At 67.8% G+C, this 20,728-nt stretch carries 23 protein-coding genes; 9 read left to right on the top strand and 14 right to left on the bottom strand.

The features are described 5' to 3' along the window. Positions 1-50: 50 nt before the first annotated feature. A complete protein-coding gene (locus AB0L37_RS33535; RefSeq protein ID WP_365514182.1) occupies positions 51-815 on the top strand; it encodes a methyltransferase domain-containing protein in 765 nt (254 codons plus the stop codon). A 19-nt stretch (positions 816-834) separates the two neighbouring features. On the opposite strand, the gene AB0L37_RS33530 is transcribed toward AB0L37_RS33535, so the two are convergent. The 6 genes from AB0L37_RS33530 to AB0L37_RS33505 all read right to left on the bottom strand — a co-directional run bounded on the left by AB0L37_RS33530 (position 835) and on the right by AB0L37_RS33505 (position 6,768). Next, on the bottom strand, positions 835-2,313 hold the full coding sequence (locus AB0L37_RS33530) for a PQQ-binding-like beta-propeller repeat protein (RefSeq protein ID WP_365514179.1): 1,479 nt from the start codon (positions 2,311-2,313) through the stop codon (positions 835-837). Positions 2,314-2,403: 90 nt separating this feature from the next. Beyond that, positions 2,404-2,703 carry a WXG100 family type VII secretion target gene (locus AB0L37_RS33525; protein WP_365514176.1) on the bottom strand — a complete coding sequence of 100 codons (300 nt, stop codon included), beginning with the start codon at positions 2,701-2,703 and terminating at the stop codon, positions 2,404-2,406. A 73-nt stretch (positions 2,704-2,776) separates the two neighbouring features. After that, a complete protein-coding gene (locus AB0L37_RS33520; RefSeq protein ID WP_365514173.1) occupies positions 2,777-3,112 on the bottom strand; it encodes a WXG100 family type VII secretion target in 336 nt (111 codons plus the stop codon). Between the two features lie 121 nt (positions 3,113-3,233). Then, on the bottom strand, positions 3,234-4,442 hold the full coding sequence (locus AB0L37_RS33515; protein WP_365514238.1) for a S8 family serine peptidase: 1,209 nt from the start codon (positions 4,440-4,442) through the stop codon (positions 3,234-3,236). 89 nt (positions 4,443-4,531) lie between these two features. After that, positions 4,532-6,304 carry a hypothetical protein gene (locus tag AB0L37_RS33510; RefSeq protein WP_365514170.1) on the bottom strand — a complete coding sequence of 591 codons (1,773 nt, stop codon included), beginning with the start codon at positions 6,302-6,304 and terminating at the stop codon, positions 4,532-4,534. Between the two features lie 2 nt (positions 6,305-6,306). Continuing rightward, positions 6,307-6,768 carry a hypothetical protein gene (locus AB0L37_RS33505; protein ID WP_365514167.1) on the bottom strand — a complete coding sequence of 154 codons (462 nt, stop codon included), beginning with the start codon at positions 6,766-6,768 and terminating at the stop codon, positions 6,307-6,309. A gap of 464 nt (positions 6,769-7,232) precedes the next feature. On the opposite strand from AB0L37_RS33505, the gene AB0L37_RS33500 reads away from it, so the two are divergent. Genes AB0L37_RS33500 through AB0L37_RS33490 form a run of 3 tightly spaced genes read left to right on the top strand, consistent with a single transcriptional unit; the run spans position 7,233 to position 10,637 of the window. Further along, a complete protein-coding gene (locus AB0L37_RS33500) occupies positions 7,233-7,733 on the top strand; it encodes a hypothetical protein (protein ID WP_365514164.1) in 501 nt (166 codons plus the stop codon). A gap of 38 nt (positions 7,734-7,771) precedes the next feature. Continuing rightward, on the top strand, positions 7,772-10,045 hold the full coding sequence (locus AB0L37_RS33495; RefSeq protein ID WP_365514161.1) for a hypothetical protein: 2,274 nt from the start codon (positions 7,772-7,774) through the stop codon (positions 10,043-10,045). A 37-nt stretch (positions 10,046-10,082) separates the two neighbouring features. Further along, positions 10,083-10,637, top strand: coding sequence for a hypothetical protein (locus AB0L37_RS33490; RefSeq protein ID WP_365514158.1), 555 nt, complete (start codon positions 10,083-10,085; stop codon positions 10,635-10,637). Here the strand turns inward: AB0L37_RS33490 and AB0L37_RS33485 are convergent. Next, complete coding sequence (locus AB0L37_RS33485; protein WP_365514156.1) at positions 10,631-11,542, bottom strand: LysR family transcriptional regulator; 912 nt, start codon at positions 11,540-11,542, stop codon at positions 10,631-10,633. The genes AB0L37_RS33490 and AB0L37_RS33485 overlap by 7 nt on opposite strands. Before the next feature lie 100 nt (positions 11,543-11,642). On the opposite strand from AB0L37_RS33485, the gene AB0L37_RS33480 reads away from it, so the two are divergent. Next, positions 11,643-12,584 carry an NAD-dependent epimerase/dehydratase family protein gene (locus AB0L37_RS33480; RefSeq protein WP_365514153.1) on the top strand — a complete coding sequence of 314 codons (942 nt, stop codon included), beginning with the start codon at positions 11,643-11,645 and terminating at the stop codon, positions 12,582-12,584. Positions 12,585-12,586: 2 nt separating this feature from the next. Then, positions 12,587-13,465, top strand: a complete 879-nt coding sequence (locus tag AB0L37_RS33475) for an aldo/keto reductase (protein ID WP_365514150.1) — start codon at positions 12,587-12,589, stop codon at positions 13,463-13,465. A 22-nt stretch (positions 13,466-13,487) separates the two neighbouring features. Here AB0L37_RS33475 and AB0L37_RS33470 read toward each other — a convergent pair whose 3' ends face one another. Beyond that, positions 13,488-13,841: a DUF4333 domain-containing protein gene (locus AB0L37_RS33470; RefSeq protein WP_365514147.1), complete on the bottom strand. Its 354-nt coding sequence runs from the start codon at positions 13,839-13,841 to the stop codon at positions 13,488-13,490. A gap of 251 nt (positions 13,842-14,092) precedes the next feature. Here AB0L37_RS33470 and AB0L37_RS33465 point away from each other — a divergent pair, with 251 nt between their 5' ends. Then, a complete protein-coding gene (locus tag AB0L37_RS33465; RefSeq protein WP_365514144.1) occupies positions 14,093-14,818 on the top strand; it encodes a hypothetical protein in 726 nt (241 codons plus the stop codon). Positions 14,819-14,842: 24 nt separating this feature from the next. On the opposite strand, the gene AB0L37_RS33460 is transcribed toward AB0L37_RS33465, so the two are convergent. Genes AB0L37_RS33460 through AB0L37_RS33450 form a run of 3 tightly spaced genes read right to left on the bottom strand, consistent with a single transcriptional unit; the run spans position 14,843 to position 16,334 of the window. After that, positions 14,843-15,199 carry a hypothetical protein gene (locus AB0L37_RS33460; RefSeq protein ID WP_365514141.1) on the bottom strand — a complete coding sequence of 119 codons (357 nt, stop codon included), beginning with the start codon at positions 15,197-15,199 and terminating at the stop codon, positions 14,843-14,845. A gap of 24 nt (positions 15,200-15,223) precedes the next feature. Next, positions 15,224-15,970, bottom strand: a complete 747-nt coding sequence (locus AB0L37_RS33455; RefSeq protein WP_365514138.1) for a hypothetical protein — start codon at positions 15,968-15,970, stop codon at positions 15,224-15,226. Positions 15,971-16,010: 40 nt separating this feature from the next. Beyond that, positions 16,011-16,334 carry a type VII secretion target gene (locus tag AB0L37_RS33450; RefSeq protein WP_365514135.1) on the bottom strand — a complete coding sequence of 108 codons (324 nt, stop codon included), beginning with the start codon at positions 16,332-16,334 and terminating at the stop codon, positions 16,011-16,013. Positions 16,335-16,489: 155 nt separating this feature from the next. Here AB0L37_RS33450 and AB0L37_RS33445 point away from each other — a divergent pair, with 155 nt between their 5' ends. Together AB0L37_RS33445 and AB0L37_RS33440 are read left to right on the top strand one after the other, a co-directional pair. After that, positions 16,490-16,870: a hypothetical protein gene (locus tag AB0L37_RS33445; RefSeq protein WP_365514132.1), complete on the top strand. Its 381-nt coding sequence runs from the start codon at positions 16,490-16,492 to the stop codon at positions 16,868-16,870. A gap of 4 nt (positions 16,871-16,874) precedes the next feature. Beyond that, positions 16,875-17,165, top strand: coding sequence for a hypothetical protein (locus tag AB0L37_RS33440; protein ID WP_365514129.1), 291 nt, complete (start codon positions 16,875-16,877; stop codon positions 17,163-17,165). 49 nt (positions 17,166-17,214) lie between these two features. Here the strand turns inward: AB0L37_RS33440 and AB0L37_RS33435 are convergent, their stop codons facing one another. Genes AB0L37_RS33435 through eccB form a run of 3 tightly spaced genes read right to left on the bottom strand, consistent with a single transcriptional unit; the run spans position 17,215 to position 20,678 of the window. Beyond that, on the bottom strand, positions 17,215-17,823 hold the full coding sequence (locus AB0L37_RS33435) for a hypothetical protein (protein WP_365514126.1): 609 nt from the start codon (positions 17,821-17,823) through the stop codon (positions 17,215-17,217). Further along, positions 17,820-19,085 (bottom strand): type VII secretion-associated serine protease mycosin, encoded by a 1,266-nt coding sequence (mycP, locus tag AB0L37_RS33430; protein WP_365514123.1) that lies wholly within the window; start codon positions 19,083-19,085, stop codon positions 17,820-17,822. Before mycP ends, AB0L37_RS33435 begins: the two co-directional genes overlap by 4 nt. A 30-nt stretch (positions 19,086-19,115) precedes the next feature. Next, entirely contained in the window at positions 19,116-20,678 is a 1,563-nt protein-coding gene (eccB, locus tag AB0L37_RS33425) for a type VII secretion protein EccB (RefSeq protein WP_365514120.1), read from the bottom strand. Between the last annotated feature and the right edge of the window lie 50 nt (positions 20,679-20,728).

Genomic DNA, 20,728 nt, shown 5'->3' with positions numbered 1-20,728 from the left:
GCGTGTAGGGCGCATAGGTCCGCCGGGCCGAGGGAGGTGATGATGGGGGCATGCCCCCCGCCAGCTCACGCGCCCTGTCGTTCGACGCAGCCGCTGCTCAGTACGCCGAGAGCCGACCTTCTTACCCCGCCGCGCTCTTCGAGTGCATCGAGGCGTTCGCCGGTCGTCGTCTGGCGGGGGCCCGGGTCGCCGATGTCGGCGCGGGCACCGGAATCGCCACCTCGGCGCTGCGAGACCGCGGCGCGGATGTGATCGCTGTCGAGCCGGGTGAGGCCATGGCCGGCGAGTTCCGCCGGGCGCTGCCGGGTGTGCCGATCGTGAGGGGCGACGGCAACGCGCTGCCGCTGGCCGGGGCCTCCCGCGACCTCATCACGTATGCGCAGTCCTGGCAGTGGACCGACCCCGGCCGGGCCGTCCCGGAGGCGTTGCGCGTCCTGCGAGCAGGCGGAGCGCTGGCGATCTGGTGGAACACCACGGCCTTCGACGTCCCGTGGATCGGTGAGCAGCACGAGCGCATCACGCGTCATTGCGGGGTGAAGCCGCGGTCTGCGGTGCGTCCTTCGGACAGCGATGCCGTTCGGCTGGCGGGCCTGACGGGTCTGCGGGTCGCGCGCCGTCAACTGCGGTGGAGCCGCACGGTCTCCCTGGACACGCATCTCGCCAACATCGGCAGCCGATCGGCATTCCTCGTTCTTGACGAAGCTGACCGGCATGCGTTTCTGGTTGCCGAGCGAGAGCGGCTGGGCGAGGCGTTCCCCGGCGGGGAGGTGGAAGAGGCCTACGTGGTCGATCTTCTGGTGGCGCTCCCGTCCTGATGTCGTACGCCGACCGGGATCAGCCGACGGGGCCCACGCCGAAGGCCATGCGGATGAGGGTGGGCATGCCGTTCTTCTCCTCGCCGGTCACCGACGGCACACCGAAATAGACGCGGCCGTGCTCGACTTGGACCCCGCGGGGGTCGATGCGAGAAAAGAACCCCTCGGCCCCGGGCGGGATCCCGAAGTAGAAGTACGTCGCCTGCTTCCCTGTCTTCGGGTCGAGGCTGACCAGTGACACGGGTGCCACCTCGTCCGTGCCCTGTTTCAACGCCAGCACACGGTCCCCGCTCATGCGCAGGGGATACATCTTCTGGTCGTGGCCCGCCTCGAACTTCACGCCCGATTTACCCGTGGCCAGATCGAAGGCCACGACCCAGTTCGTCTGGTCATCGAGGGACTCGAGCTTCTCTCCACTGGTGATGAACACCTGATCGTCGCTCACCACGGCCTGCGTGCAGTCGTCGACGCCATCGCCGCTGCACGCCACCTCGTAGTGACCGCCCTCCAGGCGGATCGTCGCCCGGTACTTCCCCCGGGAGTCCAGCGAGATCAGGTCCGTTGCGGCCATATCGCCGGCGCCGACGGCGAGCACGGCGGGCTTGCTCGAGACGACGCTGACGAGGCCGACGCCGTCCGCGACGCGGTAGGTCCACTTCGTCCGCGCGGTACTCGGTTCCAGCTCCTTGACCCGGTAAAGGATTTCGGCATCCTTCTCCGACGGATAGCAGTCGTACCGCACCATAAGTGCCTTGCCGCCGGCGAATCCGCCGATGGTGCACTTCTTCGTCCGGTTCAGCTGCCACAGCTTCTTGCCGGTGCGCATGTCGTACCCGGCGGCACCGACCTGCCAGTCGGTGGCGATGACACCCTTGGTCATCACCATCGTCGTGCCCTTGGTGAAGAAGTTCTCCTTGCGCGGGATCGCTGTCTGCCACAGCTTCTTGCCGGAACTGAGCTTGATCACGGCCAGTTGGTCACATGTGTTGCCGTGCTTGGGATCCCGCAGGAGCAGCGCCGTGCGTTCGTCCACCGTGATGGCCGGCGTGTACCCGCAGACGGCCCCGGGGAGTTTCAGGCTCCAGACCACGGTCCCCTTCCCCGACGGCTCATAGCCCTTGAGGCCGTACAGCGTCGTCCCTTTCACCTTGACGAGAGCCTTCTTGGTCACCCAGAGACCCGGGGTCTCCTCTTCCTGGCCCTGCCCGAGGGTGTTGGTCTGCACGTCTGCCACCAGATGACCGGCGCGCGGCGTGGACTTCGGCAGATCCTCCACCGACTCCCGGATGTCATCGGGGGCCTGTGCGACCGCCTTCTGTTCCGTGATGTCAGGGCCCGCGTCCTTGCCCGATCCAGGCCACACCAACCAGGCTCCGGCGCCCAGCGCCACCACCACCGCGAGCACCAGACCGGCCAGCGTCCGGCTTCGCCGCCTCCTTTGCTCCGCAGCGGCCTGCTGAGACTGCGTGAAGGGGGACGGCGGCGGTCCGAATGCCATGGTTCTCTTCTGCCCTTTCGCAGGCCGGAGATAGGAAAAGGGTGGGCGCCTCCCGCGCGCGCCCACCCTGTGCTGCAATCAGCCGTGTTCCTACTGGAAGTAGCTGGCGGCCTTCTTGTCGCCCGCCATGTAGTCACCACCGGAGGTGTGCACCGTGTGGCCGATGCCGGTCAGTGCCTGGTGGATGTCGTCAGCTTCCTTGTCCCACTTCTGCAGCTTCTCGCCGAACTTCGACTGGGCCTCGCCCGCCCAGTACTCCTGGCTGCGCACCACCAGCTGCCGGAGCTCGGCCAGGTCGGCCTCGAGCGCCTTGGCCTCGTTGCCGATCTGGGTGGCTGCCATGTCCAGCCCGTCGTACTTGACTGTCAACCCGTCCGCATTGCTCGCCATGTCGGCTACCTCGTCTCGCTCGGTCGTGTACGTGTGATGGGGTGTTCCGCGGTGCTCTGAGACGCGGTGCGTCTCAGTAGCTGCTCAGCGAGGACTGGGCGCCGTCGTTCAGGTTGATCTTGTTCATGGCCGCCCGCACCTCGTCTTCCTTGGTGTCCTTGAGGTTGCGGGTCTGCGTCATCGCCTCGATGACATCGGCCAGGATCTTGCCGATGGCCTTCAGCGACTCGTTGATCTCGATCTGCTTCTTGTCGAAGGCGCTGCGGCCGATGCCCTGCCACTGACCCTCAAGGCTGTCGATCACACCCTGCAGGTGGTGCGCGCGCTTGCCGATGCCCTCGTACTTCTCAAGCATCTGCTTCTGGAGCGCGACTACTGCGGCATCTTCAAGCCTCTGCTCACCAGCCATGCTGTGCCTGCCTTCCTTGGTCTGCCGTTAGTTCCAATTGCTTTGGTTCAAGCCTTGCTTGGGGCCTGAACCGTTCCCCCGTGGTCACCCAGGGAAGACTGGCACCCCACGGTTGAAAGTCTCACTGGCTGCGCCGTGCCCTCATCACCACGAACCCGCCGCCACCGATCACGATCACCGCTGCGACGACTCCGAGCGCAATCCACAACGTATTGCCGTCACTTGAAGACTTCGCTTCCGATCCTGCCGCTTCGGCAGGGGCTTCTGAAGCCTTCCGCTCGGGCTGTGACGAGCCTGATGCAGAAGCGGAAGGGGCGGTCTCGGTCTTCGCGGAGCCGCCGTTCTCCTTGGCCAGGGGGTCCTGCCGGGCCGGCCCCGGGTTGTAGTCGGGGTTCTCAAGTACCTTGCGAGGACGGACAGTTCCGTAGCCCAGGTAGCGACTCGGGTCGTTCTTCTTCCAGGTGCGGCTCGCCGTGTCGATGAGCGAGCCGAGGACCTGGTTCGCGGTCCAGTCGGGGTGGGCGGACCAGATCAGGGCTGCGGATCCGGAGGCGATGGCGGTTGCCTGGCTGGTGCCCTGCCTGGCATCGCAGTACGACCGGAACGTCGAATCGCACCACGCGGGGATGTCCTGACCCGGGGCTGACAGGTCAACGTAGTTTCCGTATGAGGCGAACTTCCCGACGGTGCCGGTCGAATCGACTGCCGATACACCCACCGCATACGGGTACGCGGCCGGATAATTGATGTGCCCGGCCTCCCTACCCTCGTTGCCGACACCCGCAAGAATCAATTTCCCCTTGGAAGCCGCGTACTTGAGCGCGGCCTCCTCATCGGGATCAATCGTGTCGGAACCGAACGACATGTTGATGATCTTGGCATCCGAGTCCGCGGCTGCACGAATGGCCTCGGCAGGCTCCGGCGTCCTCCTCAGCTCAGACTCACCCTTGAGGCCCTCGAGCTTGACGCGGTAGGGGACGATCTTCGCTCCGGGGGCGAGCCCTTTGAGCCCCCCGCCGACACCCGTGCCCGCGATCAGTTCCGCAATCGTTGTGCCGTGGCCGGTGTAGTCCTGGGTGGCGTGGTAGCCGAACCGCTGAGGGACTTCGTCCGCAAGGACCTGTCCCTTGAGGGATGCCGTCTTAGCGTTCACCCCGGTATCGATCACCGCGACCTTGACGCCCTTGCCGGTGCTGACCTTCCACATCTGCTCGGCCTGCATCCCGTCCAAGTACCACTGCTTGGACTGTGCGTCGTACGCGGCCGCACTCGGCGCGAACCCGACGCTCACCGCCGCCAGGGCGCCGACGACCGCCCCCACCGCGCGCACGCGTCTGCCACCGCGCGCCGTGGGCAGCGAGGAACGGTCGAATCGTCGGCTGGTCCCTGACTTCATGGTGCTTCTGTCCTCGTTCGGATTCAGTTGACGACCGGCGGCACGTCGCGCCGGTTGGCGGGCAGGTGGGTGTTCACGTCCTCGACGACGTAGTCGGGGCGCTCCGACGCTTCGGTCTCTTCCTCGTTCGGCTCGCCGTTCCTGCCGGGGCCGCGCACCAGGCCGGAGCCGCCGCGCGTCATGCCGTTGCGTTCGGCCCGCGCCGCGGAACCGCGCGAAGCGGGGTTGCCGGTCACCGCCTCACGGGGCGCGCCGCCACTCTTCATACCCGCGGGATTCGCACCGGTCGGCTTGGCGCCGGACGCGGTAGAACCCGGCGCTCCGATGACGCCCCGCTGGCCGACGCGGCCAGTGGTGGAGCGGGAGTTGCCCGCAGCCCCTTCGGCGCCCATGACGGAGCCGCGCGGAATGCGCGAACCGTTCTGCCCGGACGTGCCGGTACGTGCGTTCGTGGGACGCCCGCCGACCACCCCGTTGGAGCGTCCGGCGCCCGTCGTCGGTCCGCCCGCCGCGCGCGGGGTCGAACCGCCGGCCCGCGGGGTTCCGCCCGTGATGCCGCGGCCCATCGGCGCGTTCTTCCCACCGGTGACTCCGCCGCGAGCGGTCGAGGTCGCCCTGCCCATCTCGCCCGCGCCGCCACGGCCCATCGACCGGGCCGCGCTCTGGCTTCCCGTGCCCGACGTGCCTGCGGTCCGGCCCTGGGCTGCGTACGGCGAACGCGTGCCCGCCGGACCGACGTTGCGTCCAGCGCCGGCACTCGTCATCGGAGGGATGTATCCATTACCGAAGCTGTTGGCGGACGGCCCCGTGGGGTTCGGTCCGCCGGTGACAGGTGCGGGTCCGGTCGACGGGGACGTGGCGGTGGGCGACGGCAGCGTCCCGACGCTGTCGATCTCCGTACCGACAGGGTTGTCTGGATAGGTGATAGTTCCTTCAACAACCTTGCGGTGTGGTGATGTGCTGTCAGTCCCTACCGTCTCCGCGACGGACGCGTGCCTGTGCTCGTCGCGGACCGTGGCAGTCGAACCAGTTCCGGCTCCAGAGGTGCTGCCCTGCGAAGAGCCGTCCTCGATCCCGTGCCGTGCCGGCCTCGGCACCCCCACATCCGGCATGGCCTCAAGCTTCGGCGGGTTCTGCTGCAGCGTCTCCAGCTGCTCCGCCGACACCACGTAGTACGACGAGAGGCGGTTCATCTGGTTGATCGCCTCTTGGCGGTCCTTCTCCACCGCGACCGCGGCCTCGTAATCCTTGTTGCCATCGACCTGCTTGGCCACAGGAAGCTGATCGGGTCGCTGCCCGGCGTTGGGCCTGGTGTCGCGCGGGGGCATGGCGCTGCGCACGGACGCCAACCCGGCGGAGGCCGCGCTGAGTTGGTCACCCGCGGAGCCCGCATACGTGCTGAGCTGCTCGGCGTACGTCACCAGCTTCCCGCCCCACTCGCGGAAGCTGTCACCGGACTCACCGACCCAGTGGACCTTGGTGATGTGGCCGTCGAGTTCGGAGGCCGCGGACTTGATCGCGTCGCGGGCGTCCCACAGCGCCGTTCCGGAGGTCTCGAGGTCCTCCGGGTTGGTCTGATGGACCATGTCCAGCATGGTGTTGAGGTCGTGGTTCTCGAAGTCCGACTTGCGGGCCGCCAGCGCCTGTCCGACCGGCGTGACGCTGACGACCGCCCGGAAGATTCCGTTGACCCAGCCGCCGCCCTTGTCGTTGTCCTCGACGTCCTGGGCGAAGTTGGTGAAGGAGTTCTGCTGGGAGACCCGCTCGTGATCCGCTGTGTGCTTGTCGTCCGTCATGATCAGAGCCCTGCGTCCTTCGTCGCGTCGTTGGTGCGCCCAGTGCCCTCGCGCTTGTCGGTCTGATGCCGCTCCAGCTCACTGACCTGCGTCTGGATCTGCCAGAACCGCCGCCGCTGCTCTTCCTCGAGGTTGTCGAACCCGCGGTGCGCCCCTTGCACGGCGATGCCGATCGCCTCGATCTGCAGCTTGAGGGTCTTGGAGAGCGTCACGAGTTGTCCGTGCACGGAGTGGTACGCCGTGAACAGGGACTCGGCCTCCGGGAACGCGCGTGCGCCCTCGTTGTGCAGGGACGACTTGTTGATCGTCTGCGCGTCCACCTTGGTCGGGTTGCCGGCCGAGGCCTCCAGGTCGCGAAGGACTGTGGCCACGCGCTTCTGGAACGTGGTCAGCGCCTCGTTCGTGACCTCCAGGTTCGCCGCCCTGGTCGCCGACGGTCCCCCCACCATGTCTGCTGGAAGCACGACGTCTTCCTCCCCGTTTCCCCGTACACCCGACTCGTCCGAAACGGACCGTTCCCCGGTCCCCATCGCCACGCGATCGCAAAGCTGGTCGCGCCTTACGACGCTTTTACCACTGTAGTCATCCTGTACATCGGCTCCAACCGAGCTTCTGCGTTAACTCCGTTACGAGACAGCACCAGAGGGGCGCTCTTCTTGAGCGAAGTCGGGCAAATCGGTGCACCAAAGTGGCAGGCGGGACACCACCTCCGGTGCACCTCGCGCGAACACACCGGTCACGTACGGATGAAAACGGGCATTCGAGCCGACGTGCCCGCGAAGCTTCCACGGAATGTCCACAACCGCATACCGGTCACCCGAAGTCCCTTTCTGTGAGGATCCTGACGGGTTGCTAGCGTGGCTCGGAATCAGGGCGTCCGGTGGGCGCGGACGGCAGCCGGCGTACGGGGCACGGGGGAAGGACTCACATGGCGTGGGACGAGTGGGAGCAGCTGAAGGCGGACGCCGCCGGGCGGCAGGCGACGAGCATGCAGTTGAACCAGCTCGACCCGGGGGACGGGGGCGGCTCTGTCGCCCTTCCCGGCACGACGGGTGACCTCAAGGTCGGCGACAGCGACCTCGCCAAGATCGGCAAGGAGGCCCACACGCTGTACGACAGCCTGTGGGACAAGGCCCGCGTCGCCGTCCCGAGCAGCGACACCGCCGCCGGCGACCTGACCGGTCAGGGCTTTGCGTTGGGCAACGGCCTCAAACACGTGTCCAACCGGTGGGACGAGCAGCTGAAGTCCCTGATGGACGCGTGCGCCCATATCTCGAACCACATGCAGGTCACCAAGAAGGTTCACGCCGGTGACGAGCACTACATCCAGCGGCAGATGAGCAGCATCGACGCTCTGGATGCCGGGTTCGACGAACGAGTCGGCGCCCCCGGTGAGAAGAACCCCGCCTACGACCCGCCGAAGAAGTAGCGAGCAGCGGCAGAGACGTACAGGAGAAACGATCGCTCATGGATCTCGACGCGCTGCGCTTCGCCAACTTCAAGACCCTCGACGACGCGGTCTCCGACTGGAGCCTGCTCGTGGGGCATCTGGCGGAGCTCAAGAAACAGGCCGATGACGGGCTGCACAAAGCCGCCAACACCGCCGACTGGTCCGGCCTGAACGCCCAGGTCACGAAGGAGTTCGTCGGCAAGACCGCCGGCGAGTTCAGTGATGCCCACACGCAGGCCAACACCATCCACCGGATCCTCAGCGACACCCGGGACGAGCTGAAGCAGTACAAGAAGGATCTCGATGACGCCCTCGACCGCGGCCTCAAGAAGAACCTGACGGTCACCAGCACCGGCGATCATGGTTTCACCGTCACCATGAACATCCACCCGGACCGGGCCGCGAAGGGCACGACGGTCCCCGAGCACGACGAGAGCGATGTCACCGCTCTCCGCGACGAGGTGCAGCGCATCCTCGACAAGGCCTCGGAGAGCGACAGTTCGGCCAGCAAGGTGCTGACCGCGATCGCCGATCAGGCGCAGATGGGCTTCGCCGACGCGGATTACAAGGACCGGGACTCCGCGGCGGACGCCGTGAAGGCCGCCGAGGATCTCGCCAAGATCGCCGCGAAGAACCCGAAGGACCTCACCCCCGCCGACTTCGACAAGATCAACGCGGGTTTGGACAAGTACAAGGACGACCCGCTGTTCGCCGAACAGTTCGCCACCCAGCTCGGGCCGAAGAAGACGCTCGAGTTCTGGGAGGGCATCAACGACCCGCACGTGAACCCGAACGTGGGTCGTGAACGCCTCGACAAGCTCGACGACCTCCAGCGCAACCTCGGTCTGACGCTCGCCACCGCCACTCGGAGCGACTCGGCCGACATGACCAGCTGGAAGGGCAACATGATCAGGATGGGCGACCAGACGATCGGCCCCAACAGCCTTGGTCCCAGCGGTTTCCAGGTCATGAGCAACCTGATGCGCACAGGCGACTACGACGACGACTTCCTGAAGAGCTACGGCACCCGGCTCATGGAGACCGAACGCAAGATCACCCACGACGGCGAGCTGGACAACCGTATGTGGATGCGCTCGATGAACACGCCCTGGCTCAACCGGATAGGCGACGACAGCGGCGCCGACCCGCTCACCGGATACCTCAAGGGGCTGTCCAACTCCCCCGGCGCGGCCACCGACTTCTTCAACGAGGAGTACCTGCCCAAGGGCGACGGTCACAAGGAAGCGGTCAGCAACTTCTCGTACCTCTTCGAGGACCGGAAGTGGCCAGAGGAGACCGACCTCCACGGCGATGCGCTCCACACCGGACAGAACAACCTGGCGCAGGCCCTGGAAGCCGCGACGACCGGGCATCCGGCGGGCGAGCTACCGACGCCGGACACCCCCGCGCACAGTGCCGACCAGGCGAAACTGTTCAACGCCATCGTCTCGTCGGTCGGGGACGATCCCGAACGGCTGACCGGCAACAGCTACATGTCGGACAGCATGGGGCAGATGGCCTCCGAGTACCTTCCGGACATCAACCGGGCCACGACCGACGTCGCGAGGGACTCGAGCGACTGGAAGGAGATCGAGAACCTCTATCCGGTCGCCGGTACGGATGCCGCCGTGAACCACAGGGACGTCACCAAGTTCCTGTTCGCCGTCGGACAGAATCCGGAGGGCTACGCTGCCGTCGAGGTGGGTCAGGAGGCCTACATGTCCAAGCTCATGGCGTACCACCTCGACCCGGATCTTCCCGCCGACCAGCGTTTCTCCAACGATCAGGAGACGACGGTCAAGTACATCTCGGAACGCTCCGGTGAAGTCTCCGGCACCCTGGGCCTCGGGCGGCAGGAGGAGCTGGCCAAGCCGGCCGGCGACGAGGACAAGGACTTCGACTACGGCGTCTCCCAGCGCAAGAACATCATCTCGGGCACGGTCGGCACGGTCGTGGGCGTCGGGACGTCGTTCGTCGCAACTCCCTGGGTGGGCGCGGCCGTTGGAGGTGCAGCTGGTACGGCTACGAGCGCGGTGCTCGAGGGCGTGTTCAAGGATGCCGAAGGCCATGCACTGGAGAAGGCCTCGGACGAGATGGGCAGCCGCTGGCAGGCAGGCCTTTCGCGCAACAATGAGTACGTCGCCCTGGGCGCCCAGACCGCGGCGAACGAATACCACTTGAAGAACGCGGACGACATCGGCACCTGGGCGCGCGAAGGCTCGCGCCAGGGCTACATCAACGCCCGGGCCGTGCTCGACGGTCAGGCCCCGGGCAGCACCACCGGCAATTGACCCCACCCCAACCGACCTTCGGCACCTGCGAGATCCCATGAAACCCACCCCGATGTCGCGTCGCGGTCACCGCGCGAGAGTGGCCGTCGCCCTGCCCGCTCTGCTCGTCGCGCTCGCGGCATGCTCGGGCGACGGCGAGGGCGACAAGCAGCAACGCGAATACACCGTCCCGAAGTCCCTCTGCGGTTCCCCGGTCGACTCCGGCGCGCTCGCGAAGTTCCTCCCCGCGGGGAAGAAGGTCTCCGTCGAGGAGACCGTCTCGACCGATCGAGCCCGTCGGTGTGCCGTCTCCGTGGACGGGAAGCGGGTCGTCTACACCGCACAGGAGTGGTGGAACGACATGTCGGTCCTGAACTTCGCCCAGGGGCTTACGGAGAAGAAGCTCGGTCACCGGACCGACGACGGGCGCTTCGTCTACTCGGGCAGCGAGGGGTTCGGCAAGACCGAGGGCTGTCGGAGCAGCGAGCATGCCGGGCAGGTTCTCTACACCGGCGTTCAGGCCACCGGATCCGGGCACGAGGACGCGGCCGCCATGAAGACTCTGATCGCGCGGTACACGGACGGGGTCGAGGAGTCGACGAGCTGTCAGTGAGCGGGCCCGGCACCGGCCACCGCTGTCCGCAGTGACTCGACCAACGTCGCCGCCCCGGCATGATCGCGGCGGCGCAGTGTCGCGACTCCGATGTGCCGGGCCGGGGCAGGGGCCGTGATCGGGATCGTGCGGACGTCCGGCAGGTGAGGGGTCAGGGCGATGGTCGGGATGAGGGAGACGCCCAGGCCCGCGGCGACGAGGGAGCGGGCGAAGAAGTAGTCGGTGGTCGTGCCGCGGATCTCGGGGGTGAAGCCGGCGTGCTCGGCGTAGCGGCGTAGGTAGGCCTCCGTTTTGAGGCAGCCGAGGACCCAGGGGTCCGCCGCGAGGTCGGTGATGTCGAGGGTGGCCCGGTCGGCGAGGGGATGCGCCGTCGGCAGGACGACGTGGAGGGGGTCCTCGATGAGCGGCGTCCAGCGCACCGCCGTGCTGCCGCCGGTGCCGAGCGGCAACGGGCCGTCGAAGTGGTAGGCGAGCGCGACGTCCACCGCACCCTGGCGCAGCAGCGGCAGGCTGTCCTCGGGCTCGGCCTCCTTCACGTGGACGACCATGTCGGGGTGCGTGGCGGTGAGGTCGGCGAGGGCCGCGGGCAGCAGGAGTCTGCCGCCGCTGGTGAACGTGGCGACGGTGAGCTGGGTGCGGCCCGCGCCGAGGCGGTCGACCTCCTGCCGGGCGTGCGCGAGTTCCGCGGCGACGGACTCGGCGGCGCCGACCATGACGCGGCCCGCCGGGGTGAGCGTGACACCGCGCGTGCTGCGCGCCACGACCTGGGCGCCGAGGCTGCGTTCGAGGGCGGCCACGTGCTGCGAGACGGCGGACGGGGTGAGGCGCAGGGCGGTGGCCGCCCGGTTGAAGCTGCCGTGTTCCGCGACGGCGCGCAGCACGCGCAGCCGTTGGACGTCGATCACCGGTCGGTCCCCCGTCAACAGTTCCGTCAACAGTTGTGCTTAATGCCGCCCCAGAAGGTCGGCACTTCTGCTGGTGACCCTAGCCGCTCAGGATGGGCGCATGGGAACGATACGAATGGTCCAACAGGCGCGACGCGTCTGCGTCATCGGCGGGAGCCGGTACTTCGGCGAGCTTCTCGTGCGGCGCCTGCTCGCCGCCGGGCACCACGTCACCGTCATCAACCGCGGCTCCACCGTGCCGCCGGCCGGGGCCGAGCACCTCGTCGTCGACCGTGACGACGAGGCCGCGCTCCTCGCCGTACTCGGCTCGCGGTCGTTCGACGTGGTCGTCGACCAGGTCTGCTACACCCCGGTGCAGGCCGCGATCGCCGCCCGCGTCTTCGAAGGCCGCACCCGGCGCTACGTCATGACGTCCACGATCGAGGTCTACGATCCGGCGTCCGCCGCGCTGCCCGACGTCCCCGACTCCGTCCTCGTACGGGAGGAGACCGTGGACCCGGCGACGTGGCGGGTGGACGGCGGGCTGCCGTGGCACGACGCGGCGTACGTCGAGGCGCACTACGCGGAGGGCAAGCGGCAGGCCGAGGCGGTGTTCACGCAGCAGGCCGGATTCGATGTCGCCGTCGTGCGCAGCGCGCATGTACTCGGGGGCGGCGCACGCGAGTTCACCGGCCGGCTCGCGCACTACGTCGAGCGCGTGCGGCAGGGGGAGGCCATCGCTGTGCACGCGGATGCGCTGCCGACCGTCTTCGTCCATTACGAGGAGCTGGCCGCGCTGCTGGCGTGGGCGGCCACCGAGGCCGCCTTCACGGGTGCGGTCAACGCCTGCTCCGACGGGACGCTCGACGTACGGGAGTTGGGGTCCGTGGTCGCTTCGCAGGTCGGCCGGGAGCCCGTGTACCGGACGGTCGCCTCGGGCGAGGCGGCCTCGCCGTTCTCGTTCGACCGGCATTACGCGATGAGCAACGCCCGCGCGAAGCAGCTCGGTTTCGTCTTCACCGACGTCCGCGACTGGCTTCCCGGCGCCGTGAAGGAGGTCTGATCATGCGGTACCGCGCACTCGGTCCGTTCACCGTCAGCGCCGTCGGGCTCGGCGCCATGCCGCTGTCCATTGAGAACCGGCCGGACGAGAAGCGGGCGATGGCCACCGTGCACGCCGCGCTCGACGCCGGCGTCACGCTCATCGACACCGCCGACAGCTACCACTGGCACGCCGGCGAGGCCGGCCACAACGAACGCCTCGTCGCCCGTGCCCTCGCCCGCTACGGCGGCGACACCTCCGACGTGCTCGTCGCCACGAAGGGCGGGCGCGGGCGGCCCGGCGACGGCGGGTGGACGGTCGACGCGCGCCCGGACCACCTCAAGCGCGCCGCCGAGGCGTCACTGCGGCGGCTCGGGGGCGAGGCGATCGGCCTCTACCAGTTGCACAAGCCGGATCCGGACGTGCCGTGGGCGGAGTCCGTGGGGGCCCTGCGGGAGTTGCTCGACGCGGGCACGATCCGGGCGGCCGGGATCTCCAACGTCTCCGCCGAGCAGATCCGCGAGGCCCACGCGATCCTCGGTGCCGAGCTGGTCTCCGTACAGAACCAGTACTCGCCCGCCGTGCGGGACAGCGAGGAGGAGCTGCGGTTGAGCACGCGGCTCGGTCTGGCGTTCATGCCGTGGAGCCCGTTGGGCGGGATCACCCGCAGCTCGCTCGACGGTCCTTCACGTCCGACCTCGTACGACACCGCTTTCCACCGTGTCGCGTACGAGCACGGGGTCAGCCCGCAGCGGATCGCGCTGGCGTGGCTGCTGAGCCGGTCCCCCGCGGTGATTCCGGTACCGGGGGCCAGCCGGCCCGCCTCGATCGTGGACTCGGCGGGGGCGGCGGAGGTCGAGCTGAGCGCGGAGGAGGTGGCGGCGCTCGATGCGGGGGTGTGAAGCGCGGTGCGTGCCGTCGGCGTCAGCTCGCGGCCGGCGAGGGGGTCTGGTCGGCCTGGATGTCGAAGTTGACCTTCTTGCCGTCGACCTCGGAGACCTTGACGTTGATACCCAGGGTGCTGCCGTCGCTCGCGGTCAGCGTGCAGCGGGTGGTGTTGCCGACCTTGCCCTCGAGGTCCTCGGGGCAGGTGACGTCCGGCTTCGGCTGCCCCGTCGTCTTGGCGAGCTGCTCGGCCACGGTGTCCGCGAGCTTCCCCTTCGACACCTTCGGGTCCGTGCTCCCCACGCTGACCGATCCCGAGCAGCCGACGAGGAGCGCGCCCGCGGCTACGGCGGAGAGGGTCCAGGTGGCGGCGGTCAGACGGGACTTGATCATGGGGGTTCCATTCGATGGTGAGGGGGGAAGCGAGAAGGGGGCAGAAGCACCGACGGCCTCTTCCGCGGGCACAGCATAGGTCGCTCACGACGGCGCATATTCAGCGTGATCTTTTGAAAGTCGGTCAAGTTGCCGCCCTCCACGCGCCCTTCGCGTGGCCAGCAAACAATCCTCACGAACGTGATGGCGGCCCTCGCTTCGAGTCCGACAGTGGTTCGCGGGCCTCGCCAGGTCCGCCATACTCTCGCCCCATGGAACAGCTCGTTGAGGTCTTGGTGAAGATCGTCTTCTTCGCTTTCATCGTGGGAATGTTCACCCTGGTCATCAGGGAGTTCGTACGCAGTAGCCAATCAGACAAGCGAATTCGGAGAGGCTGGGCGGAGCTCGAGCACGTAGCCGCGGAGCGCGCCTGGACGTATGAGAAGCGCGCCCCAGGACGCGCCACCGAGTACTGCGGTGTGGGCCCCATGCCGGGCAGCGGCTCCAACCTCACGGCGTGGCACTACATCACCGGTGAGTTCCGCGGCCGCTCGTTCAAGTGCTTCGAGTACCGCTACTCCAACCCGCTGTCAGGCAGCAGTGGCGTCGGAGAATCGAGAAAACTGACCTTCGAGACGGTCATGCTGATCACGGCGCCGGGCCCCGGGCCGTTCATGCAGATCGGTCGCCCGGGCAAGTTCGACAGGATGCTCGGGCGGGGACCCAGGAAACTGCTCGGCATCCCCGAGTTCGACAAGAAGTTCCGGCTCGACACCCGCGACGAGGCATTCGCCCGGAACGTCCTCGACAGCGGCCTGATGACCTTCCTGCTCTCGGATCGGCGCGCCTTGAAGTCCCCGATCCGTGTTCGCGAGGACGAGTTGTTCACGTGGTACACCGGCACCCTGTCGCCGCAGACCCTCGATGACGGGCTGAACCACCTCTCCGATGCGCTGGACCACATCCCTGCGCAGGCCTGGACAGCTGCCCGACAATGATGCGGAGCCACGTCGCGCCCGCTTTCAGGGCCTGCGCCCGCGACGTTCTTCCTCGATCTCCGTCTTTTGCTCCGCCAAGTACGCCCGCGCCGCCTGTTCTTGTTCTCTGCGCTCTTGAGCAGACAGGCGCTCGTACTCCCTGTACCCCTCCATCATTCGCTCGCCCAGCGCGTCCGAGTAAGCAGGGATGCGTGCGGCCTCACGTAGACCAACACGGCCGCTGAGAACTTCGCGGGCCATTTCGCGCAGCGGATCACCCGAAGGTAATCCTTGTGAGAGTCTCTGCAGGGACTTCCGTAGCGAACGAGCCCGCGCTTGATCCCCGCGGGTGATATCCATCAGGTCTGCGTCACCGATCTGGCGTTCATCGTCGGCAGGCACAGTGCAACTCCTTGTGCAGTGGGGTCAGATCGCAGGACTCGGGTGGTCGTAGTATCCGACCTCCGGGAACGTGGAGAGGGTTCCGTACAGCGTCGCGGCGACGGTCTCGATGAAACCGACGGCCCCATTGACGATGGTCTGCGCGTCACCAAGAACCCCGGTGACGCTGGACCAAAGTTTCAGCATTTTGATGACTTCCAGGGCGGCCAGGCCGTACCCGATCACCGCACCGGCACCCGTCCACGACAGCAGAGTTCCCGCCGAGAGTTCGATCGCCGTGATGAGCAGGCCGTCGATGATTCCGCCGAGATAGCCCTTGGCCGCCTCTGCCGCGGAGTACGCGGCGTGCGAGAGATGGTCGTATTCGGTCTTCAGCTTGGCGAACTGGTCCTTGACCGCGTCAAGTTTGACGGCGAGGTCAAAGAAGTACTTGTAGGCGGCGTCGGCGGCCCGACCGTCCCACGTGACATCGAGAGTGCCGTTACCGCTCTCGACATTTTCGGAGACCGCAGCGACCGCATTGCCCAGTTGCTCCCAAATATTGCCGCACTTGGCAAAAGACTCCCAGTCCCCCGCGAACCATTGAACGACTTCGTCCAGAGGGTTGAAACCGAAGACAGCGTTGTACGCCTCGGTCACCCAGTACGTGGGGCTCACCAGATCCGAGCAGTCGTTGAAGGTGTCGAGGATGGGACCTTGAGAGAGTTCATCAGGCGCAGATGGCGCGTGCAGGAGCGATGTCGGTTCCTTGACATCAGTGAAATCGGACATTCAACGCCGCCCTCGGCTTCCTTCACAGTTCCTTACACGGCTACTTAGCAGGGCGCTTCACTTGCGAATACGTCGCATCCACACGAGCCGCGACAGCTCGATCCGTCCTGACGTAATAGGCCGCAGTCTTTTCCAGTTCTGCACTCGCGGCCGTCAAGATGTCGTACAACTTGTCGAAAGCGCCTGTCACCTCCTGAACGGTGGCGGCATGCGTGGTCAGCGCGAGGTTGATGAGACCTTGGCTGGAGGCGCCGATACGGGTGTACTTGGAGCAATGCCCCTTGAACGCCACAACATCTTCCGCCGCGCGCCCGATCTGCCGGCCGTACCCCTCAAGGTCGGAAGGTGTCACCTTCAGATGCATGTGCGCCTCTCGCTCTTTCCCCGCTGGGGTGCCGCCGTGTGGGCAGGCAGAGTATCCCAGGCCGACTCGTTCGCGATTCACAATCGCACGTACTTACGACGTCGGGAGAACTCGGCGCAGCCGCACCGAGTTCGCACCTCTGTAGTGTGCCTGTCGTGACGAACGACAAGCACGGGAAAAGGGGCTTCAGCAGCGCCCCCAGTCGCCTCGGAGGCGAATCGGATTCACTCGGCTCGGTGGAATCGTTGGCTCGAGTTGACGATCGCAACTGGCGCAGTACCTACCTGCTCACCGCCACCGTGACGGCCCTGGTTGCTGTCCGGGCTCTCATGGTGATCGGAATGACCGTGGCGAGCGTGGGGTCCGGCTATGCCACATCCGTCGTCGTCGCGTCGGCAGCAGCGCTCCTCGTGGTGGGCCTCACCGTCTGGCTGCTGATCCGAGCCCGACAAGCACGCACCTGGAGACTTCTCCTCGCCGCGCTCGCGGTCTGCGTGGCCGGTCTCATCGTCATCGCCGTAGCAGGAAGGCTCTGAAGCCATGGAATTGCCTCACCACGACAACGGCTCCCCCTCGAGCGGCTCCGAACAGGAGCGAAGGCGCCAGGCCTACATGCTGGTGGGCGCGGTCATGACGGCCGGCATGCTCGGCAGTCTCGTACAGCAGGCCCAGAGGGGCGCGGGGGTGAACGCGGTCCTTGCCGGCGCGGCCTGCCTTGTCTGCGTGGCCGCGACGGAGCTGAGCCGCCGGGGACGACTGAAGATCGCTGCCGCGGTGTTCCTGGGAGGAATTGTCGCGCTGGGAATTCCCGGATACCTGATCCAGATGTGAGCAGGGCTCCCCGCCGCGGGCGCGTCAGTAATGCCGTCGCCGGCGACCGTCAGCATTGCCCCTTCCGTGATGTCACTCTCAACCTGTACGCGAGTTCCTTGTAACTCCCGCTGCCCGCACCGCCCGTGATCCCCGGCGGCGTACGGTCCTGCTTCTTGTAGCGGATGGTCTCGACGTGCAGGCAGTAGGCCTTGTCCGTGCCGTCCGCCTGGACCGTGTAGTCGCCGTCGGTGGCCGGGTCGCCGGAGGTCGGGGTCGCCCCGATGCCTGACTGGGGGGCGCCGCCGCCTCCGTGGCGGATGACCGTGTCCTCTATGAGGGTCGCGTAGTCGTCGAAGTAGACGTTGTCGCCCGTCAGGTTGTCGACGCGGTACCAGTAGCCGTCCAGGTCGTCCGTCGTCTGGGTGACCGCGTTCGTCAGCTCCGCGTCGGACCACTTTCCGTTGCTGTTCAGCGCCAGCATCTGCGCGCCCTGCCAGATACTGAGGGCCGCCATCGTCAGGAGCACCACGCGGGCCACCACGAAGGCGGCCGTGGGGAGTTCGGCGCCCGAGGGGTAGGTGCGGCGGCGGATCGAGCGGACCCAGTCCGCCTTGGCGCAGGCCATCGCGACGAGCACCGCCGCGAGGGCGAGGACGACGACGGCCATGCCGGTCACGGGCGGGTGCCCGCCTTGCGGCGGCGGGCGTCGCGGACCGCGACGGCCGTGCCGGTGAGGCCGACGACCAGGACGAGCGCGCCGAGTGCGGCGTACGTGCCCAGGCGGGAGTTGCGTTCGTCGGCCGTCTCGCCGAAGTGGGCCGGGGGGACCATGGGGGCCTGCGCGCGGGGGCCCGCCTCGTGCGGGGACGGGGACTCGATCGGGTGGTCGTCGTCGGTCAGCGCGGCCACCGGGTCGATCACGCCCCAGCCCACGTACGCGTCCTTGCCGGGGACCGAGCGCTCCGCGGTCTGTTCGATCTGGGCGACGATCTCGGCCGCGGTCCAGTCGGGGTGCTTCTCCTTCAGGAGGGCGGCGACGGCCGCGACGTACGGGGCCGAGAAGCTCGTACCGCTGTCGGCGCACTGGCCGCCCATCGGGACGGTGGAGACCATGTCGACGCCGGGGGCGGCCACGCCGACCCAGTCGCCGGCCTGGGAGAAGGCGGCGCGTTCGTTGTTGCGGTCGGACGCCGCGACGGCGAGGACGCCGGGGTACGAGGCCGGGTAGGTGCGGCCGGACCTGCCGCCCATGCCGTCGTTGCCCGCGGAGGCCACGACGACGATCTTCTTGTCGAGGGCCGCGTTCACCGCCTGTTGGAGGCGCGGGGTCGGCTTCGCCGCGTTCGACGTGTCCTGCGAGATGTTGATGACGTCGGCGCCCTTGGCGACGGCGTGGTCGATCGCGTCGGCGAGGGTCTCGGCGGTGCCGGTGCCCTCGGCGTCGTTCTGCTTGATCGGGATGATCTTCGCGTCCGGTGCCAGGCCTTCGAAGCCGGTGCCCTCGGTCTTGCGGGCGGCGATGATGCCGGCGACGCGCGTGCCGTGGCCGACGGTGTCCGTCGTGCCGTACGCGTTGCCCCAGTCCTCGATCTTCTCCCCCTTCTTGTTCTTCTTGGGGAGGAGGTTCTTGCCGCTGCCCTTCTCGACGGCCGGCGCGAGCTGCTTGTTGTTCACGGCCACGCCCGTGTCGATGACGGCGACCTGCACGTTCTTTCCGGTCGCCTCCTGCCACAGCTCGTCGAGGTTGACGCGCTGGAGCGCCCAGGGGCGGCCCTTGTACGTGGTCTTGCCGAACTCGCACTGGTCGGCCGCGGCGGCGGGAGCCGCGGGCAGCAGGAAGGTGGTCGCCAGCGTGGCGGCCGCGGTGAGGGCCGTCGCCGTGGCGACCAGCGCGGCCTTGCGGGCCCCGGTCGCCCGGACATGCCTTGCGTGTCCCATGAGCATGAGTTGGTCCTGTCCCCCGTACGCCTACGAACCCTGCGGCTGGCTGGCCGCGCCGATCGACAGGCGCGGGCCCGTGGGCAGGAGCTTCGCCCACTCGAGCGGGATGTCGGTCGTGGGCGTGTTCTCGTACCCCAGGCGGGTCTGCGCGATCCGTGCCTCCTGGAGCAGCTCCTTGCGCTGCTTCTCGGAGAGGCCGACGCCCTTGCCGTCCGCGTCGCCGTCGCTGTTGGACTGGAGCGCGTACCGCAGGCCGGTGTCGGTGACGAGGAAGGTGCCGCCGGAGTTGTCCGTGCCCTGGACCTGGCGGAAGAGCTGGCCGGAGCCGGGGGTCACGTACGTGCTGGAGGAGCCGGTGGCCAGCGGAACGGGGAAGTCGTCGCCCGCCCAGGTGCTGAGGCTGGTGGAGTTGCTCGCGCCGACGCCGCGCAGGGTGTTGCAGATGACGTTGCGGCCGTGGGTCGTGGCGGTCGCGTCGTTGATGGTCTTCGCGTGCCGCGTGGGCCAGTTCTTGTCGTCGGCGAAGCGGCCGTCGGTGACGATCTGGCCGAGCGCGACCTTCTGGGCCTCACTGCTCGGGTTCACCGCGGAGAGGTCCTTGGAGGCGAGCAGGAGCTGCGCCGTGAAGGGGGTGACCGTGGCGATGCGGTCGGCGAGGACCACGTAGTACTGCACGCCGTTCGTGGCGTTCTCGGTGACCAGGACCTTGCCGACCTTGTTGGCGGACGCGTCCAGGGAACCGTTGTTGCGCGAAGGGGAGCCTGCGGCCGCGCCCACCGACGGGAAGGAGACGGGCGTGCCGTCGTGCAGCGTGGCCAGCCACTCGTCGGAGACCTTCTGGGGCGTGCGGCCGTCGGCGTCGAGGGCACGCAGCAGCTGCTGCTTCTCGATGTCGTTCGCCGCGGACACCGCGTACTTGGTGCCGCGCGCGTCGACGACGTACTCCTTCTTGGCCTTGTCGTCGGAGACCACGTACATCAGCTCGCCGCCGGTGAGCCGGCTGGTGTTGTCGGTCTGCCTGCGGTCGTCCTTGCCGAGCACGAACGTCGCCTGCTGGACCTCGCCGCCGCTGGTGGGGCGCTCGCACACCATCCAGCGCTTGGCGGCGGCGGCTTCCTTCGCGGAGGGCAGACGGTCGGGGGCGTACGGGATGCCGACGGTGACGCCGTGCGGGATCTTGCCGCTGTCGAGCACCGACTCCTCGACGGTCATCACGCTGTCCTGGTGGCCGTCGGCGAGCAGGAGCTTGGCGGAGGCCATGTTGAGGACGGGGTGGAGCTGGGCCTGCCGCTGCTTCTTCTTGCCGGTCCGCGCGCCCGTCTCCATGATCACGTAACGCGTCGTGGACTTGCTCGCCACGATGACGTTCGCGTACGGCGTCTTCCAGCCCTTGGGTGCCGTGGGGCTGAACAGGCCGATGCCGCCGAAGACCGCCAGGACCACGACGCCGACGATCGTGCCGGGCAGCACCGCCCGCAGCGGCCTCGGGGCGCCTTCCTCGGAGCCCGAAGGAGAGGGCTGCAGGAAGGACGCCAGGGTGCGGCGCTTCGCGAAGGTGTAGGCGTTGAGTTCGTCCCGCCGTGATGCCATCTGTGTCCGCTCTCTCCCCGTGCGGAGCCGTGGGGGCCGCTTACCGCTCC

The sequence above is a fragment of the Streptomyces sp. NPDC052225 genome (assembly GCF_040679615.1).
GTDB lineage: Bacteria > Actinomycetota > Actinomycetes > Streptomycetales > Streptomycetaceae > Streptomyces.
Note: the sequence above shows the minus strand (reverse complement) of the source record. Positions and strands in the feature narration are given on the sequence as shown.

What these genes read in the sequence shown, in the direction of transcription:
- AB0L37_RS33455 (WP_365514138.1), bottom strand. Translation starts at nt 15,970, where the DNA reads ATGTCCGATTTCACTGATGTCAAGGAACCGACATCGCTCCTGCACGCG.
- AB0L37_RS33500 (WP_365514164.1), top strand. Translation starts at nt 7,233, where the DNA reads ATGGCGTGGGACGAGTGGGAGCAGCTGAAGGCGGACGCCGCCGGGCGG.
- AB0L37_RS33450 (WP_365514135.1), bottom strand. Translation starts at nt 16,334, where the DNA reads ATGCATCTGAAGGTGACACCTTCCGACCTTGAGGGGTACGGCCGGCAG.
- AB0L37_RS33470 (WP_365514147.1), bottom strand. Translation starts at nt 13,841, where the DNA reads ATGATCAAGTCCCGTCTGACCGCCGCCACCTGGACCCTCTCCGCCGTA.
- mycP (WP_365514123.1), bottom strand. Translation starts at nt 19,085, where the DNA reads ATGGGACACGCAAGGCATGTCCGGGCGACCGGGGCCCGCAAGGCCGCG.
- AB0L37_RS33495 (WP_365514161.1), top strand. Translation starts at nt 7,772, where the DNA reads ATGGATCTCGACGCGCTGCGCTTCGCCAACTTCAAGACCCTCGACGAC.
- AB0L37_RS33520 (WP_365514173.1), bottom strand. Translation starts at nt 3,112, where the DNA reads ATGGCTGGTGAGCAGAGGCTTGAAGATGCCGCAGTAGTCGCGCTCCAG.
- AB0L37_RS33490 (WP_365514158.1), top strand. Translation starts at nt 10,083, where the DNA reads ATGAAACCCACCCCGATGTCGCGTCGCGGTCACCGCGCGAGAGTGGCC.
- AB0L37_RS33480 (WP_365514153.1), top strand. Translation starts at nt 11,643, where the DNA reads ATGGGAACGATACGAATGGTCCAACAGGCGCGACGCGTCTGCGTCATC.
- eccB (WP_365514120.1), bottom strand. Translation starts at nt 20,678, where the DNA reads ATGGCATCACGGCGGGACGAACTCAACGCCTACACCTTCGCGAAGCGC.
- AB0L37_RS33530 (WP_365514179.1), bottom strand. Translation starts at nt 2,313, where the DNA reads ATGGCATTCGGACCGCCGCCGTCCCCCTTCACGCAGTCTCAGCAGGCC.
- AB0L37_RS33535 (WP_365514182.1), top strand. Translation starts at nt 51, where the DNA reads ATGCCCCCCGCCAGCTCACGCGCCCTGTCGTTCGACGCAGCCGCTGCT.
- AB0L37_RS33440 (WP_365514129.1), top strand. Translation starts at nt 16,875, where the DNA reads ATGGAATTGCCTCACCACGACAACGGCTCCCCCTCGAGCGGCTCCGAA.
- AB0L37_RS33475 (WP_365514150.1), top strand. Translation starts at nt 12,587, where the DNA reads ATGCGGTACCGCGCACTCGGTCCGTTCACCGTCAGCGCCGTCGGGCTC.
- AB0L37_RS33525 (WP_365514176.1), bottom strand. Translation starts at nt 2,703, where the DNA reads ATGGCGAGCAATGCGGACGGGTTGACAGTCAAGTACGACGGGCTGGAC.
- AB0L37_RS33465 (WP_365514144.1), top strand. Translation starts at nt 14,093, where the DNA reads ATGGAACAGCTCGTTGAGGTCTTGGTGAAGATCGTCTTCTTCGCTTTC.
- AB0L37_RS33510 (WP_365514170.1), bottom strand. Translation starts at nt 6,304, where the DNA reads ATGACGGACGACAAGCACACAGCGGATCACGAGCGGGTCTCCCAGCAG.